The organism is Nocardia bovistercoris (assembly GCF_015674855.1).
Taxonomy (GTDB): Bacteria; Actinomycetota; Actinomycetes; order Mycobacteriales; family Mycobacteriaceae; genus Nocardia; species Nocardia bovistercoris.
The window spans coordinates 288,359-303,375 of sequence record NZ_JADMLG010000008.1 but is presented as its reverse complement, the minus strand read 5'-3'; the positions used below and the strand labels follow the sequence as shown (position 1 = coordinate 303,375).

Here is a 15,017-nt window from a genome sequence, read left to right as displayed (position 1 = left end):
TTCTGGGCGGGGTGCGCCGGGGCTCCGGTGCGCAGTCCCGACGCGTGGTCGGTCAGAACGGCGGTTCGTCCTCGGCGCGACCATTGCCGCTCGGCGCGGAGCCCCAGGGGTCGCCATCCTGCGCAGTCCGCTGGTTGCTGCGGGGATTCCCGAACGATCCGCCACCGCCACCGCTCCGGTTGGCCTTGTTTACTTTCGCCGTCGCGTACCTCAAGCTGGGGCCGATCTCGTCGACCTCGAGTTCTACGACGGTGCGCTTCTCGCCTTCGCGGGTTTCGTAGCTGCGTTGCTTCAGTCGCCCGCTGACGATTACCCTCGATCCCCTGGTCAGCGACTCTGCGACGTTCTCGGCGGGCTCTCTCCAGATGTTGCAGCGGAGGAACAGGGCGTCGCCGTCTTCCCACTCGTTCGTGTTCTTGTTGAACACACGCGGGGTCGACGCGACGGTGAAGTTCGCGACCGCTACGCCTGCGGGCGTGAACTTCAATTCGGGGTCTGCTGTGAGATTGCCAATGACTGTGATGATGGTGTCTCCGGACATGGATGTGTCTCCTTCGGTTGGGTACTTCTGGGTCAGGCTGCGGCGCGGCGGGTTTGCCGGTATGCGGCGGTCGCGGCGGTCGACGCTTCGCCGCACACGTCGCATCGACATCCCCACTCGCGGTAGGTGGACAGGCCGTGCGGCAGGGCGCGGCCCTTCAGATCGGTTGCCGCGTAGGGCTTTCCGTTGGTGCCGGTCACGCGCAGAGCGAATCGGCGTGCGCGGAGTTCGGCGGTGTAGACACGTACCGCTTCCCGGCATTCGGGGCGCGGGCACCCGGTGCGGTAGCAGGCGGCGGTTCCGTGTCCGGCGCGGTGCGGCTCATGCATCGTCGTTCTCCTGTCTCGTGTTGTGCGGCTGCGGGTTTCCTGCGGCGCGGACGCGGGCGGCGTGGAACCAGGGGGCTCCGTCGCGGGTGGCGCAGACCTGGCGGATGGCGGCGTGGCATCGCGGGCATTTGACGTTCCAGATGGCGCGCACTTGTGCGAGGAGGGCGGTGTCAGGCACGGTCGGTGGTTTCGCGGTCGAGCAGGTCGAGGGCGGCGCGGTACTCGGCACGGAAGTCGGGATAGACCGAGTGGTCGTGCAAGTGCTGGATGTACTCGCGGGTGACGGGCTCGAGTGCGATCAGCTGACCGGATTTGAGTCGGATGTGGCCGTCTTCGTCACGCACTGCCTTCAGCGGCGCGAAGTCGGGGCGATTGTCCGCGGCTGCGTGTTCGGGCGGCTGTGGGGCGGCAGGGGGCGCGGCCGGGGCGATCCTGCGGTAGTAGCGGGCGAGGTTGGCGCGAATGTTCATAGGGGTTGGTTCCTTCCGGTGACGCCGTGCGCGTCGCTGGCGGACGACGCGCACGGCGGATAGGTTGCGCTGGTTACGCTTTCGCCTCGGTGGGATCGGCGGCTTTGCGATGCGCGCTGATCTCCTGATACGGCACGGTGCCGTTGTGACCGGCGATGAACCGGGATTCGACGGTGACGGTCTTCGCGTTGGCGCGAACGACGCGGTACCACTCGCCGCGCACCTTGACGGCGTCGCCCTTCGCGACGTCGGCCTTGGTGAGTCCCAACGTCAAACCGTCGGCGATCTGCGCGGCGCGGACGTCTTTCCAGTGCTGGATCTCGTCGGCGCGCTGAGCCATCCGCGCAATGACCTTCTCGCGGTACGCGCCCGACGCGGGCTTGTCGATGGTCACGTACGGCGGGCGGCCTCGCTCCCCTCCGTCCAAGATGCGTTGGTCGCCGCGTTGCTCGGCCTCGAACTTGTCGATCCGGTTCGCGACCGTGACGGGGCTGTGCCGGTAGTCGGTGGTGTGGCGGGCAGCCTCGGCGCGCTGAGCGGCTACGTCGGCGTCGCGGTGCGCTTCTACAGAGCGGCCCATCGCATTCCAGGCACGCTCGAGACTGCGGCGATGCCGATTCTCGGAGTGATGGCCGATCTTCACGGGCTCGCCCCACTCGGGCAGGGATTCGTGGGCGCGGCGGCTGGCCTCGTCGGCGGCAGTCGCCTTCGCGGCGCGGCGGTCGGCCTTCGCGTCGAGCGCGTCGACGCGGTCCTCCTGGCGGGCGGCGCGGTCGGCTTCAGCCTCGGCGGCGGGCCGGTGGGCACGGTCGATCTCAAGGGCAACGGTGAATCCTGCGGCGCGCAGGGCTTCCGCTGCGGCGTTGATGCAGTAGTCCTTGGGCTGCCGGTCCCGCGACGACACGAGGCCCCACTGTCCCATGCTGCGGAACCACTTCCAGTGGCCGACGCGCTTACGAACTTCGGTCATGACTTCGTAGGTGCCGTCACCGCGACCGGTGCCATCGAGCAGGGTTCCGGTTTCGGCGGTGTGGCGGATGGTGAGAGACATTGCGGTTGGTTCCTTTCAGGTGACCGTGGCGGCGGTCAGCGTTCGCGATTCGTGCTGGGGGTAATCCGGTGTCGGCCGGTGCCGTCGGTGAGCCACACATCGCCGGAGCTGTAGTCGCCGGACGTCACGAGGTCGAGCGCGTATCGGGTCGCGCGGTCGGCGTTGGTAAATCCAGCCGTGGCGCTGAGATCGACTTTGCCGGGCAAGATTTCAGCGGTCACGCGGATCGGCAAAGGTTCCGATTCGGCGTCGACGAACGCCGGGCGTGGCGTGCCGAGTCCAGCCCTGGCCGGAGGTCTCGCCCTGTTGAGCGCGGGCCGGTTGTCGTTCCGTCGCTCGATCCGGGCCTGTTCGGCAACCGCGTCGGCCGCGCGCTGCGCCTCGACGTCGGCAGCCTTGCCCTGCTCTCCGCGCTCGACCAAGGCCAGACGCCGGGGATCGACTTCGCGATGCTTGCCCGTCTTGTGTGACCAGATGTCCACGCGGCCCTCGGCGGCGCACGTCTGCCAATGCGGTTCCGACACGTCGTAGAGCACGTGCCCGTTGCCGATGCGAACAGTGTCGCCGGGGTGGAACGTCGTCATTTCGGTTGGTTCCTTTCGTGATTCGGACCGTGGCGGCGGTCAGCGGAACGGTGTTCAGTCGTCGGTGATTTCGGCGGTGATCCAGGCCATGAATTCGCCCTTGCCGTTGCACTCCCGGCAGCCCCATCCGAGGCCGTTGCATCGGTCGCACATAACGAGTTCGCGTTCCCGGATGGTTCGCGGCGCGCTCACTGCGCGGGCCGCTCGGCGAGGTCGAGCAGGTCGGCCGGGTATTCGTGGCCTTCGTCGTCGACGTTGAACATCAACGGCAGGGCGGGCCGGTCGGCGTCGCTGCGCAGCGCCGCCCTACGGCGGCGGCGCGCGGATTCGTTGGCGCTCATAGTGGTTGGTTCCTTTCGGGCGCACTGCGCGGACCGTGGCGGCGGTCCGCGCAGGCGGGACGGTCAGGCGACGACGCGCGCCGTGTTGATGGCGTGCGCTTCGTCCTCCTTCGCGCGTTCGGCGCGCAGGGCTTCGACCGCGTTGTGGGCGGCGAGGGCTCCGATGGCCTCCTCCGTCTTGCGGTCGATGACCGCGCGGGTGTCCGGTCCGAGCGATTCGTGTTCGATCGCGTAGGCCACGTTGAGCTGATGGAACTCGCCGTGTTCGCAGGTGACGGCGATCGGCCACGCTCCGCTGAGCCATCCGGCGATTTCCTCGGACGGGACGAGGAGGATGTCACCGTCGACGATGTCATCGTGGCACTGGCTCGCGTCGTATGCCTCGGCGCTGGTGGCGAATACGTGAATGGTCATGGTGGTTGGTTCCTTGGTGGTGCGTGCTGCGCGGGCCGTGGCGGCGACCCGCGTAGCAGGTGGATGGGATCAGTTGGCCTGGTGGTCGTCGAGCGCTTCCGTCGCGGCGTAGAACATGTCGACGTACGTCGGATCGTTGAATGCGAATTCTTCTGTGACGTGGTCGAATTCGCCGTTGTTGTCGGTGACCGCGACGGGGGTTGTTCCCATCAGCCATCCGGCGACTTGTTCGGCGGGGACGATCAGGATGTCGCCGTCGCGGATATCGTCGCCGCTTCCGATCGCGCCGATTGCCTGGGTGGTCGATTGGAAAACATGGACGCGGCGGCTGGTCATTGGCTGGTTCCTTTCGGCGTATCCCGTTGGCGGCCGGGATGTTTCGGCACTGTCGGTGTTGCTGGAGACAACACTACGCGTCACTACGCACAGTGTCAACACTACAACGCCCACTACGCACCCACTGCGGACTATCCGCAGGTCTGCCGCCGCGCTGGTGGAGCCCTACCCCAGTGGCCGAATCAGCACATCGAACGTAGGTGCGTGATCCCAGCCCGGCGTGAGCGTCCCAACCCGCGACCAACCCCAACGCCGATATGCGCCATAGGCTCGCTCGTTGTCGGGCTTCACCAGCAACGTCCCCCGTTGCTCGGTGCGCGCCTTCAGCAACTCGTCGTGCAACGCGTGGGCGTACCCTTGCCCCGCGTGATCGACGTCCACCATGATTTCGCTGAGCGCGAATGTCCGCGCCCCGTCCTCGGCGACGAACGCGGCTTGGTCTTCGGCCGCGTCGTCGAGCTGGAGACCGCCCCACCATGCGGAGTCCGGTCCCAACGGCCAACCCCACGACTGACCGACAGCGGCGCCAGAGATGTAGCCGACCACGAGGTCGAATCCGGACCCGCGCGTGTAGGCGTCGAACCGCTCCCCGAATGCCTCGCGCGACCGGAACGGGTCACCCGTCGCCGTCTGCTCGACGTACGACCGGGTGAAGACGTCCATCACCACGTCTCGTATCTCACGGGCCTCGACGTTGTTGTAGCGGCGGAACTCCTCGATCACGTGGTCACTCCTTTGGCGTTGAGCGCGTCGAACCGCGCACAGAAAACGGACGCGGCGGGCAGCTCCCGCAACGCCTTCCGCACTGGTGAAAGCACCATCAGGGTTCGGGGGGACGTCACTTCGGATTCCAGTTGCTTCACAACCGGCAGTGCGCCTGCGAGTGCGCCATCCAGGTCTCCGACGTCGGCTCGCGCAGACGCGGCCCAGGCCCGTGTGTTCGCAACATTGGCCGGGCTGGCGTGCTCGGTCAACGCTACTTCGTACAGGCCGAGCGCGGTCCGATGCTTGCCGACGTCAGTGCAGCCGCGGGCTTCATGTCCCCGGATTTCCTGCGCAGTGACGAACCTCAACCACTGCGGACAGGCTTCGACCGGCTCGAAGTTCTCGGCGCGCTCCAGCTCCCGCCATGCCGTAGCGATAGCTCGGCTGAATCCGTCGCGGTCGCCGAGTGCGCTGAGTGCGGACGCTTCTCGAACCGCGATCAACGCGTGGATGCGGGACGGTGGCTGTCGACGCATCGCGTCAGCAGCGCGGCCGACCAGGGTCAGGGCGCGCGACGCGGACCCCGCCTGTATCGGTTGCAGCGCGGCAGTGACGCACGCGCGCGCCATCAGCGCGTCATCGTCGGCGGTGGCTGCCAGCGATATGGCTTCGCTGAAACAGCGGCGGGCGAGGGCGGGTTGTCGGTTGTCGTAGGCGAACCATCCAGCCTGTGACGCAAGGTTGCCGACAGCGGACATGAGTCGGCGGCCTGTGACTGCATCGAATGTGCCGCCTTCCACCAGGGCGACGCCTTCGTCCAGCATGTTCACTGCGCGGCTGACCAGAGTCGCGCCTCCGGACCGCTGCGCGTCGCTGCCGAGGTCAGCGACGATCGTCTCAAGTCGGTCAACGTCCTCGAGGCCGATACGCGACGGGGCGAGAGTCGTCGCGGCGGCAGCTACGGCGAGGGTGCCGAATGTGCGACGGCGCATGTCTTCCTCCTCGTCTGCCCCCGGCACGGTGACCGTACCTCCAGGGTGCACGCCTTGCGCCAAGCGCGCTTCGCTCACCGCCGCACTGAACCGATGGAACTGCTCCGGCGTGAGTTCCGCCAGTGCGGTGTCCAACGAGTCAGCGCGCTCACCGCGAACCTCGCGCTTACCGCCGCCTTCCCACTTCTGAATCGTCGCCGCAGCCCAACCCAGACGCTCGCTCCACTCTTCACGAGTCAGACGGAGAGCGGCGACACGCAGAGCCCGAACTTCGATCGCTGTCCACTTCGTGACGATCATCTATCCCCCTGACCTCGCCCGACAGAATCCGTCTCGAAATCGTATCGACAGTGTGTGTTTCGCGCGCTGGTTAGTAGCGGGAACTGCCGAGAGTCTGGGATGAGGCCCCGCCGTCGGGTCGACAACCGCACCGTCCCTTCATCCGGTGTTCCGCTCGCCCCTCACCGGGACGGCCCGAGCGGGTTGGGTGTCCTCGACGGCGGGTGCCTCTCAATCGAATTGGAGGCGCACGTCGTGAAGGCTATTGGAGTGGTCAGTGTGGAACTGGCCGAGGATGTCGACGCGGTGCGGCCGGTGCTCGACCACATCGCCGAGAGACACGATCTGACGATCATCGAAGTATTCACGTTCGATCCAGTCGAGCCCGGCTGGGTGTTCCGGCTACTCGAAACGATCGGGCTCCGACGCGCGCACGCGGTCGTCGTCGAAAGCCTCGAGCACGTGCACGAAGCGGGGGCGGCAGTGCGGGGCATCGCCGATCTGCACAGCCGCGCGGGTAGTTGGCAGTACCGCCCTTCGGGCGGGCAGACACGAGCCTCCGAACTGCCGGAGACCCTGCGGTGACCGGCTTCGACTGGGCCATCGCCAGCGGGTACACGGTCGCGGTGGGCGTGCCTGTCGTAGTGACTCTGTGGGTTGTGTTCTGGCCGCCGAAGCGGTCCGGCCCGACTGTCGACGACATCAAAACGCGCGTCGCGCAGGAGCCACCGAGACCACCGGTAGTGGCTCGACCGGTGGCACATCGGCCGATAGCCCAGCAGCGGCCAGTGGCCCCGCAGCGGCCGGTAATGCGTCAACAGCAACGACCGATGGCGCGGCGACGACCGCCCGCGACGCTGTGGCCGACACCGACGCTACGACCGGTGCTGACCCACGCCCCGGCTCGGCAGGAGGAACCACACCGCGACGGGCGGCGCTGGGACCAGCCACGCCAAGACCAGCGGCACAGCAACGGAGGGTACTGATGCTGACGGATGCGGCCGACCTTCGGCTCACTCGCGCAGGCGACGACGACGGCGTGATGGCGTTCTGGCACCTCGAGGACGAGGAACCTGTGGTGCGCCACGTGGTGATGACGCTGACCTACTGCGGATTCGCGCCGGGGCCGCAGCCTCAAACGGGAGGCATCGGGCACGAACTCATCTTCCGACGCGGCGCGGACCTGGCGACCGCGCGCAGGCTCCACCCCACTCTCGGCGAGATATGGGACGCGGTAGAGCGCGAGCACATTACCGGGCGAAGCCGGGAGGGTCAGCGATGACAAAGCGGCGACGGGTGACGGTGACGTCCTGTCGGACGTTCCGCACGGAGGACGGGCGTCCTCGCGGCACGCTGACGCATGTGCGTTGCCCGGATCGTGCGGCGTGTACGACGCTGGCTCCGGTCTCGGCGGGCCGGATCGGCGGGCACAGTACGAACGCGGGCGTTCCGTGCCGATGGGTCGGTGCCGAACTCGAAGACGACCGGGCGGCGGTTCCGCGTAGACAGTTCGTGACCCGTGGCCGGACTACCGCGCTTCTGGTTCCGGATCAGGACGACGATTCGCCGACGCGGCGGTATTCGTCGCGGCGGCGCTGACGGACAAGGGGAGCGGCATGACGTTCACAGAGGACTTCTGGAACGGAACCTGGTACGGCGGAACAACTTCGGACGGCAGAGGCGGAACGGCGACATGGGTCGACGCCGCCTGCCCTGACACCGACACCAACTGCGAACTCCGGCCGATGTTCTGCTTCGCCACCCCGAGCAATCAGTTAGGCGTGTACCGCCTCGGCCGGGCCGAGCAGCTAGCCGAAATCCACAAGACGCACGGCCACGACTGTAAGGTGCGGTTCTACGCATGGCTGTTCCTGCACCCCGACGAACCGGATTTCTGAATCCGGCCACCGTTCGGCCAAGTTCAAAGCATCCAGGGATGATGCCGACATACTCGAATTTATTTGCGCTACATATCATTTAGCGTCACAAAGAACCCCTTGTTCAGGGCGACCTACGAGTTTCTAAGGCGTTGAACGAAACTCGCTGCGCAGGTACGTCATTGTCCTGTTGTTGGCTGTGACCCAACAAATCTCCCCCAGGCAACCAGCTGCCGCTACGATCACCGGCCATGAGTTCAGCCGCTCGATTTCTCTACGCCGTGTTCCTCATCGCCGGTATAGCGGCGTTGATCGCAGCCATCTGGTCAGGGCTCGCCGACTACAACTGGCGCGATGACTCCATCAGTCGCGCTTCCAAAGACTCCCATACATATGTCAAGACGATATATATCGACACAAACCGGGTCTGCGAGAGCCCCCGCAATCCTGATACCTGCTACATAGCGTCGGCCACGGCGTACCTGCCTCGCAACTCCAACCTGCCGCTTGTGCTCGCTGTGACTGGTGTTGGTCTAATTGGGGCCGCGATGGCAGTCGCCAGCGCTCCAGGCCGCAGCCAGCCGACGCCTACTCCCCCAGCTCCTCTTTCTCAGTAGCCGGGGTCGATATAGCCCTCACGCTTCACTGATCAGACCTCTTCGCGTCAAGCACCTGGCAGAGATCGCCCACAAACGCCCGCTGCGGCTCCGGCCCCACCTCTACCCCGTCCGGCAACGGTTCCGTACGCCTACGTCGACGCAGGCCCCCAATCCGGGGTTCCTGCGTTCGGCGTCCAGAGGCGAACAACGCCCGCGCCGCCGAACGCCCTTCCGGCGACGCGGGCGGCGCGGACGTCAACGCGGACCGATACTGCGGAGCGAACGCCACCGGCCGAGCCGCCCGAATCAGCCCGGTCACATGCGCGGGCATGATCCGCTCCGTCGACGTCGCGTAGTGCGACCGAACCGCCTCCAGCGCGGCGTCCCGCTGCCACCGCATCCGAGTCGCCGCGTCCAGCCACGCGGACTGCATCAACCGGTCGATGTTCCGCGAGTCGTACGACTGCGCGACCTGAAGCAGGATCAGCACTTCGTCGGGAGTCATCGTCGCGGTCCCGGCTTGACGGGCCACTCGTCCGGGTTGACCGGACCACCCTCCGGCACTTCGCCCGAACAGGTCTCGAACAGCTCGCCGTCGACGTCGATGTCCGACCATGACGTTCCGCAGTCGGAGCACACGAAGCTGTCGCCGTCGTGCTCGTCGGTGTTCGACCCGCAGGACATGCCGCCGCAGTCGTAGGAGACGTGCATCGACGGCGGGCGGCTGTACCAGATTTCGTAGCTCATGATGCCTCGATCGCGGGCACGGAGTCCCACACGTTGAGTTCGCGAATTCCTCTGTCCGGCATCGGGATACCGGCAGCCGCGAGGATGCGCGGGTCTGGATCGTCCTTCAGCGCTTCGGCTTCCGCGAACTTGATTTCGGCCGGTGTGAGCCGGTTCGGTCGCTGCGGGCCGGGCGCGGCGTTGGGCCGGTATCGGGGCGGTAGCGGTTCATCGGTCCAGCGTTCGCCGTTGAGCCATGTCGCGGCGTGTGGGATGTACTGCGGTTCGGGGAGGTTCGGGTCGGCCGCGAATCGGCGCGCGCCTTCGAGGATCGCTGCGGGGTCGGTGCGGGCAGTGGCCTTCGCGTACGCCTTGCGGGCTCCGCCTTTGTCGGTACGGCGCGGGTAGGCAGCCCAGAATTCGACGAAGCCGGGCGGGTTGGCGTTGGCCGTCGGCTGCGGAGCGGTCGATGGAGTCTTTGAAGTACTTACGTCAGTAAGTACTTCTCCTTCTACTTCTTTTTCTGGTACGGATTTGCCACCGTTTTGGTTGCCGCGTGCTGTAGCACTTGCTACCCCGTTGTCACCCGGTTTGCTCGCGTTGCGCGCCTTCGCCTGACCACCCTTCTGACCCGCTGACCTGCGCTTTTCACGCATCGCCTCCACATCGGACCGCTTCGATTGATGGTCGAGATAGCCCAGAAAAAGCACGCAATCTGTCGGCAAGGTTCTGCCTGTGTTCGACTCGTACTCCGTCCGAATCCGGTCGGCATCCGGCCGGAATTCGGATGGAATCTCGACGATTTCGCCCTTCTTGAACTCGACCGCGACACCCGCGCGGAGGACGGCGTCGCGGTCGCGTTTGGTCGCCAGACCGCGCCACGTGGACGGGTCGACGACACCATCGGTGAGGTATTCGCCGCAGTGGCACCAGGCTTCGACGATGAGGAACTTCTGGCCCTTGGTGAGGGCGGCGAACTTCGGGTGCCTGGGCATGTCGACCGTGATCGTGATGAACGGTCGGGAGTCGTTTCGGGTCATGCGGCCCTCCTGGGCGGCTGGTTCTGTTCCAGACCGATCGACTCGCGGATACGCGCTGTCGTGTACAGCGTCCATCGGGTGATCTGCGATATGGCGATATCGGTCATTCCGTCGGCTACGAACTGGCGCACCAGGAGCCGACGGTCGCACGGGCTGAGAGCTTCGGCGGGTAGCTCGCCGCGTTCGGCGGCGTCGTAGGCGCGCGGGTTCTCGGCGTAGGCCCACAGCGGTGTTTCGGCGGGCTCGCCGTGGAGGCGGGTCATGCGGTTCTCCGGTCGAATTCGTCGACCAGCTCGGCCATGAAGTCGGTGCCGAGCACTTCCTCGGTGGCTTCCTGGGTGTCGACCGTGCTGTTCAGGTAGAGCCGGGTGAGGATCTGCGCGGGGACGTTCACCATGCGGCCAATGTCGGCGACACGCGCCGCCCTCCGACGGTTTCGGGTCGCGGTGCTGTGTGCGCCCCGGCACGCCAGGCACGGCGTCTCGCCATGCCTGCGGTGCCGGTGGTATCCGGCATCGGTGCCGCAGCGGTTGACGCCGCTGCGGTCACCTACGGTCGTGCTGTCGCTCACGCGGCGTCGGCTTCCGCCGATTCGGTCGGGGCGGCGTCGTTCCGCTCGATGTCGGCCACGGTCCGCTCGACGTCGGCGCGCAACTCGCCGCATTTCGGGTCAGGCAGGTCGCCCGCGGCTTTCCATATCCGTGTGAGTTCGTCGCGGGAGTTCGCGGTACTCAACTCGGCCCGCAGACGCGTCTCCAGCGTTTGCGCGGCGACCTGCGCGCGTGCCCGGTCAGCGACCGACGGCGGCGTGTGTTCGTCGTCGTAATGCTCTGGCGCCGCTGCGACCGCTTCCGGGGTCGCGTCCAGCGGTCGGAGGTCACGCACCTTCGCCGTTGCCGGATCGCATTTGAGCACATCGAATATCAGCCAGGAGAGCGTGAAGTTCGGGGCCTTGCGGACCTTGTCGACACCAGGGCGGATGCCCGCGTGCACCGACCGGACGCCGACGATCTGCGGTACGTCGGTACGGCTGAGCCTCACCCATGCCGACGAGTCGTAGCCGAGGTTCTTGTGGCCTTCGACCTTCCAGTCCCGCTGTCCGGCGACGGGGTTGCCGTCCGAGCCGATGACGGCAACCTCTTTGCCGCGCGCGGTCATGATGACGATGCCGGGGAACTGCATCAGCAGATTCATGATCCTGTAGTGGCGTGCGTTCGAGTCGTTCCACAGGTTCCCAGCGGGCTTGACCTCGGCGTTCGGGTCGGCCGCGAGTTCCTTCCGTCCTCGTTTGGATTCTCGCGCGCGCTCGGTCGCCCAGTCCTTCAACTGGTCCCACTCGTTGGTCATGCTGTCGACGACGAGAACGACCGGCTTCTCTCCCGCGTCGTTGGAGCGCTTCGCTTCGGCGTGCACAGCCTGTACCTGTTCGAGGATCGACCGATAGGTGCCGTCGTGCTCGATGACGAGGTAGTCGGCCCCTTCGATCGCGGCGTACTCGTCGGCCGCACCTTCGCCGAGGTCGAGCCAGTACGACTGGCCGAGTCGGTCGTCAGCGGTGAATTCTGCTGCGGCCCAAGATTTGCCAGCCTTCTCGCCGCCCTCGACGAGGATCAGCGGCCACGGCACGGCTCCGGTGGGTTTACGCGTCTTCAGCTTGGACATGGTTGGTTCCTTTCGATTCGATGGCCGCGCACCGATGGCGGTCGGTGCGCGGCCGGGTGACCGTGGCGGCGGTCAGGACTTCGCGGGCTCCTCGACGGGCGGCAGCGCGGCGGCTGTCCAGTCGATCGGCTTGCGGAATTTGTAGAGCGCGGCTGCGCCGTTCTTCGTCGGCTGACGCGTCGCGACGACCTGCTTGTTCTTCCCGTGACCGACGATGGCGCGTCGGGCGCGGCCCATGACGCGGAGAAGGCTCGACCGCGCCAGGTTGAGGCGTTCCTCCGCTGCGTCGAGTCCGGCCACTGCCGCCTCGAATTCGCGCGCCAGGTCGAACGACACCGGCCAATCCTCGTGCTGGCCTCGGTCGATTTCCGGGTGAGCGCGTCGGATCGCGTTGTACGTCTCGATGTGGCCGTCTACGTCGGGAGGGACGCCGTCGGGGTCCATCGCGTTGCGCCAGAACTTGTACGCGAATTCGACGACGTCGGACGCGAGGCCCGCGTCATAGGTGATGATGTGTTCGGTCTCGACGTAGAACGGCCCGAGGCAGATGACGTACCCGCGACGCACCCCACGGTGATGCAACTGCCACTGTTTTTGCAGGTAGTAGCCCATCGGTATCTCGGCGGAACCGTTCGGTCCCCACTGGTAGTCGCCGCGCCCGTCGGTCTTCGCCTCCACCGTGAAGACCTCGCCAGTTTCGCGGTGACGCGCGATTGCGTCGGGGGTCGCAGCGGCCCAGGATTCAAGTCCGGGCCGCGATATCGACGCGGACGGCAGCCGCTCCAACTCGGGATGTCGGCGGAAGAACCGCGCGATGATGATCGGCTCGAAATCCTGTCCGCGTTCGATCGCATCGTTCGTGCCGTCAGGGTCGATCTCACCGCGCAGGAGATGAAACTCCTTGACCGGGCTCGAGTACTTCGACGCGTTGAACAGGCCGGGGATCTTCGATGCGGTGATGAGGCGCGTCCACGCTCCGACACCGGGGGTGAGGATTTCGACTGTGGTCACGCGATCACTCCGACCCGAGCGAGGTAGATGATGCCGAGTAGGAACACCGTGGCGAAGGTGCCGAGCGCTGCGATCAGGAGATGCGCTCTGGTCGACGACATAGGTCGGTGCGGGGTGCTCATGCCGCGACCGACTTCGCGGTGACGGCGGCGGCAGCGTCGGCGAGTTCGTCGAGCATGGCATTGATGGCCGCGAGCGCGTCGGGCCGCTCGGCTTGAAGCCACGCGGTCACCCCTGGGAATCCGTCGTTGTCGACGGATGTCACTTCGGGGAGCCCGGCATACTCGGCCGGTACCCACACGGTCACCCGGTAGCCGGAGCTGGAGCGGTTGAGGTCCCAGTGCGGCACAGCGCGCCAGGTGGGATCGACGTTGGCGGCGGTCTCGAGGGCGGTCAGGGCCTTTTCGAGGGTGCTATGGTTGTTGCGCATTGGTTTGGTTGGTTCCTTTCTGGTGCACAGGCCGGCACCGACTCTTGGCGGAGAGGTGTCGGCCGCTTCCTTTTCCCCCGACGTGCTGACCGTCGGTCAGGCTTCCGGTTCCCACGGGGACGCCTTCAGCCACTCGTCGACGTCGGCCGGGCGCACGCGCTTGCTGCGCTTGTTGCCCCCCGGCGCTACAGCAGCGAGCCGTCCGAGCTTGATTTGCTCGTGGACGAAGTAGTAGTTGAAGCCGCACATGTCGGCGACTTCCTGCACCGTGAGCGCCATTTTGTCGCGCAGGGGGACGGGCGGCTGCTCGGCTTTCATCCGCGATGTGGTGGGCGCGATTTCGGACGTGACTGTTGGCATCGGTTGGTTCCTTCCGGCGACCCGTGGCGGCGGGCGTGTTCACATGTTGTGACCATCTGAACACTACGCGCAGTGCGTGCGAAGTTCAATAGGGGACAATCTGGGCAAATGAGGATTGCAGCCGTGTAAGTAGGCACAATTGGTCAATACCGATCGCGGTAGGGCGTCTTTACTTCGCAACACTGCACAGGGAGAATCGATAGTCATGCAAGAGGATCAGTGGGCGCTTGGACGGCGCATCGAAGAGGCCCGCACTGTGCAGCGTCTCTCGAAACGCGCAGCAGCGAAGGCCGCAGGCATTTCCGAAACCCGCTGGCGGCATCTCGAATCCGGTGTCGAGAGAATCCGGGGGGAGGACTTCCCGGTACAGACGACGCCGGACACCATCGCCCGCGTGGCGTCGGCGCTGCGGATGAATCAGGCCGAACTGCTCGTCGAAGCAGGGTTCGCGCCCGACGCGGTGCCAGAGGTACCGGCCGACCTGGGCCACGAGGCGATTGACGTATCCGGCCTGAGCAGCGAGGACGTCGACAAGGTTCGGTCGTACATCGCGTTTCTGCGGGAAGAGTCGAAGACAGCTTAGCTGTGACTTTCGGTTATACGCAGGAGAGTTTTCCCCTAATTTTGAGGCCAGCACTGGACATTCGTTCGCCACCGGTTAGCCTCCGTGTAGAACGTTTCCGTTCGCAAACAAGGGGAAGCGTGAGCACTAGGGGAATTCGAGGAAAGCAGTGAGCTACGACCCGTTCGTCGACGCAGTGCAACGAGGCATCTTGGTCGGCACTTCACCTATCCGTAGCGGGGCCGACGGATGGTGGATCACCAACGAAGGGGTGGTGCTGCTCGCTGCCCACCTCGATGAAAGACAGCGTCGAGTCACCCTCGCGCACATGCTCGCCCACGTCGACCTCGATCACGAGGCAGGCTTGCCCGTGCACAGCGGCGAGGCCCGAAGCCAAGAAATCGCCGCGTCCCGCCTGGCGACGCGACGAACCATTCCCCTGCCTGAACTTATCTCGGCGCTCACCAACGTCGGCGACGACGCGGAACTCCTCGCCAAACATCTCGACGTGACCGTGTCTTCACTCGCCAAGCGGATGCGCAACCTATCCGCTTGGGAGTGGAACGAGGTCCGCGCACTCGACCGCCGCATCAGATGGCCGCACCTCGAACGCAGGCCGCTACGGTGTGCGATTTCCGCCGACGTCGCGGCAGAGCCACCGAGAGCGACGCCACTCCTATTGGCAAGCTGAATCGTCAGTGACGGCAG

The 15,017-nt window shown here is 66.0% G+C and carries 26 protein-coding genes; 5 read left to right on the top strand and 21 right to left on the bottom strand.

From position 1 onward, the window contains the following. Positions 1–52: 52 nt before the first annotated feature. The 11 genes from IT779_RS21140 to IT779_RS21095 form a co-directional block, all read right to left on the bottom strand. On the bottom strand, positions 53–541 hold the full coding sequence (locus tag IT779_RS21140) for a single-stranded DNA-binding protein (RefSeq protein ID WP_196151089.1): 489 nt from the start codon (positions 539–541) through the stop codon (positions 53–55). A 32-nt stretch (positions 542–573) separates the two neighbouring features. Further along, the gene (locus IT779_RS21135) at positions 574–870 is read right to left on the bottom strand and encodes a hypothetical protein (protein ID WP_196151088.1); all 297 of its coding nucleotides are present in this window, start codon (positions 868–870) and stop codon (positions 574–576) included. Next, positions 863–1,021 carry a zinc finger domain-containing protein gene (locus IT779_RS39160; protein WP_456299694.1) on the bottom strand — a complete coding sequence of 53 codons (159 nt, stop codon included), beginning with the start codon at positions 1,019–1,021 and terminating at the stop codon, positions 863–865. The genes IT779_RS21135 and IT779_RS39160 overlap by 8 nt, the downstream gene beginning before the upstream one ends. A 19-nt stretch (positions 1,022–1,040) precedes the next feature. Then, positions 1,041–1,340 carry a hypothetical protein gene (locus IT779_RS21130; protein ID WP_196151087.1) on the bottom strand — a complete coding sequence of 100 codons (300 nt, stop codon included), beginning with the start codon at positions 1,338–1,340 and terminating at the stop codon, positions 1,041–1,043. Positions 1,341–1,413: 73 nt separating this feature from the next. Further along, entirely contained in the window at positions 1,414–2,391 is a 978-nt protein-coding gene (locus tag IT779_RS21125; protein WP_196151086.1) for a DUF3560 domain-containing protein, read from the bottom strand. A 35-nt stretch (positions 2,392–2,426) separates the two neighbouring features. After that, positions 2,427–2,975, bottom strand: a complete 549-nt coding sequence (locus tag IT779_RS21120; RefSeq protein ID WP_196151085.1) for a hypothetical protein — start codon at positions 2,973–2,975, stop codon at positions 2,427–2,429. Between the two features lie 188 nt (positions 2,976–3,163). Further along, positions 3,164–3,316, bottom strand: coding sequence for a hypothetical protein (locus IT779_RS21115; RefSeq protein WP_196151084.1), 153 nt, complete (start codon positions 3,314–3,316; stop codon positions 3,164–3,166). A gap of 63 nt (positions 3,317–3,379) precedes the next feature. After that, positions 3,380–3,730, bottom strand: coding sequence for a hypothetical protein (locus IT779_RS21110; protein ID WP_196151083.1), 351 nt, complete (start codon positions 3,728–3,730; stop codon positions 3,380–3,382). 69 nt (positions 3,731–3,799) lie between these two features. Then, on the bottom strand, positions 3,800–4,180 hold the full coding sequence (locus IT779_RS21105; protein ID WP_196151082.1) for a hypothetical protein: 381 nt from the start codon (positions 4,178–4,180) through the stop codon (positions 3,800–3,802). Between the two features lie 51 nt (positions 4,181–4,231). Continuing rightward, positions 4,232–4,789, bottom strand: a complete 558-nt coding sequence (locus IT779_RS21100; protein ID WP_332838893.1) for a GNAT family N-acetyltransferase — start codon at positions 4,787–4,789, stop codon at positions 4,232–4,234. After that, positions 4,786–6,063 (bottom strand): helix-turn-helix domain-containing protein, encoded by a 1,278-nt coding sequence (locus IT779_RS21095; RefSeq protein WP_196151081.1) that lies wholly within the window; start codon positions 6,061–6,063, stop codon positions 4,786–4,788. Before IT779_RS21095 ends, IT779_RS21100 begins: the two co-directional genes overlap by 4 nt. Positions 6,064–6,297: 234 nt before the next feature. Between IT779_RS21095 and IT779_RS21090 the strand changes: the two genes are divergently transcribed. The 3 genes from IT779_RS21090 (at position 6,298) to IT779_RS21080 (ending at position 7,940) form a co-directional block, all read left to right on the top strand. Further along, positions 6,298–6,627: a hypothetical protein gene (locus tag IT779_RS21090; protein WP_196151080.1), complete on the top strand. Its 330-nt coding sequence runs from the start codon at positions 6,298–6,300 to the stop codon at positions 6,625–6,627. 400 nt (positions 6,628–7,027) lie between these two features. Further along, positions 7,028–7,324 (top strand): hypothetical protein, encoded by a 297-nt coding sequence (locus IT779_RS21085; protein WP_196151079.1) that lies wholly within the window; start codon positions 7,028–7,030, stop codon positions 7,322–7,324. A gap of 334 nt (positions 7,325–7,658) precedes the next feature. Further along, positions 7,659–7,940 carry a hypothetical protein gene (locus IT779_RS21080; RefSeq protein WP_196151078.1) on the top strand — a complete coding sequence of 94 codons (282 nt, stop codon included), beginning with the start codon at positions 7,659–7,661 and terminating at the stop codon, positions 7,938–7,940. Between the two features lie 621 nt (positions 7,941–8,561). Here the strand turns inward: IT779_RS21080 and IT779_RS21075 are convergent. From IT779_RS21075 to IT779_RS21035, 10 genes are all read right to left on the bottom strand, one after another. Then, on the bottom strand, positions 8,562–9,023 hold the full coding sequence (locus tag IT779_RS21075) for a hypothetical protein (RefSeq protein ID WP_196151077.1): 462 nt from the start codon (positions 9,021–9,023) through the stop codon (positions 8,562–8,564). Further along, entirely contained in the window at positions 9,020–9,265 is a 246-nt protein-coding gene (locus IT779_RS21070) for a hypothetical protein (RefSeq protein ID WP_196151076.1), read from the bottom strand. The genes IT779_RS21075 and IT779_RS21070 overlap by 4 nt, the downstream gene beginning before the upstream one ends. Next, on the bottom strand, positions 9,262–10,284 hold the full coding sequence (locus IT779_RS21065) for a hypothetical protein (RefSeq protein ID WP_196151075.1): 1,023 nt from the start codon (positions 10,282–10,284) through the stop codon (positions 9,262–9,264). Before IT779_RS21065 ends, IT779_RS21070 begins: the two co-directional genes overlap by 4 nt. Next, positions 10,281–10,547, bottom strand: a complete 267-nt coding sequence (locus IT779_RS21060) for a hypothetical protein (RefSeq protein ID WP_196151074.1) — start codon at positions 10,545–10,547, stop codon at positions 10,281–10,283. Before IT779_RS21060 ends, IT779_RS21065 begins: the two co-directional genes overlap by 4 nt. Then, positions 10,544–10,681: a hypothetical protein gene (locus IT779_RS21055; protein ID WP_196151073.1), complete on the bottom strand. Its 138-nt coding sequence runs from the start codon at positions 10,679–10,681 to the stop codon at positions 10,544–10,546. The genes IT779_RS21060 and IT779_RS21055 overlap by 4 nt, the downstream gene beginning before the upstream one ends. A gap of 170 nt (positions 10,682–10,851) precedes the next feature. Beyond that, the gene (locus IT779_RS21050) at positions 10,852–11,946 is read right to left on the bottom strand and encodes a DEAD/DEAH box helicase family protein (RefSeq protein WP_196151072.1); all 1,095 of its coding nucleotides are present in this window, start codon (positions 11,944–11,946) and stop codon (positions 10,852–10,854) included. A gap of 72 nt (positions 11,947–12,018) precedes the next feature. After that, complete coding sequence (locus IT779_RS21045; RefSeq protein WP_196151071.1) at positions 12,019–12,957, bottom strand: YqaJ viral recombinase family protein; 939 nt, start codon at positions 12,955–12,957, stop codon at positions 12,019–12,021. After that, the gene (locus IT779_RS38550) at positions 12,954–13,079 is read right to left on the bottom strand and encodes a hypothetical protein (protein WP_269781618.1); all 126 of its coding nucleotides are present in this window, start codon (positions 13,077–13,079) and stop codon (positions 12,954–12,956) included. Before IT779_RS38550 ends, IT779_RS21045 begins: the two co-directional genes overlap by 4 nt. Beyond that, positions 13,076–13,387 carry a hypothetical protein gene (locus tag IT779_RS21040; RefSeq protein ID WP_196151070.1) on the bottom strand — a complete coding sequence of 104 codons (312 nt, stop codon included), beginning with the start codon at positions 13,385–13,387 and terminating at the stop codon, positions 13,076–13,078. The genes IT779_RS38550 and IT779_RS21040 overlap by 4 nt, the downstream gene beginning before the upstream one ends. A 96-nt stretch (positions 13,388–13,483) precedes the next feature. Continuing rightward, the gene (locus IT779_RS21035) at positions 13,484–13,747 is read right to left on the bottom strand and encodes a helix-turn-helix domain-containing protein (protein ID WP_196151069.1); all 264 of its coding nucleotides are present in this window, start codon (positions 13,745–13,747) and stop codon (positions 13,484–13,486) included. A gap of 205 nt (positions 13,748–13,952) precedes the next feature. Between IT779_RS21035 and IT779_RS21030 the strand changes: the two genes are divergently transcribed. Both IT779_RS21030 and IT779_RS21025 read left to right on the top strand, forming a co-directional pair. After that, positions 13,953–14,330 (top strand): helix-turn-helix domain-containing protein, encoded by a 378-nt coding sequence (locus IT779_RS21030; protein ID WP_196151068.1) that lies wholly within the window; start codon positions 13,953–13,955, stop codon positions 14,328–14,330. Positions 14,331–14,478: 148 nt separating this feature from the next. Beyond that, positions 14,479–15,000 carry an ImmA/IrrE family metallo-endopeptidase gene (locus tag IT779_RS21025; protein WP_196151067.1) on the top strand — a complete coding sequence of 174 codons (522 nt, stop codon included), beginning with the start codon at positions 14,479–14,481 and terminating at the stop codon, positions 14,998–15,000. Positions 15,001–15,017 lie beyond the last annotated feature (17 nt).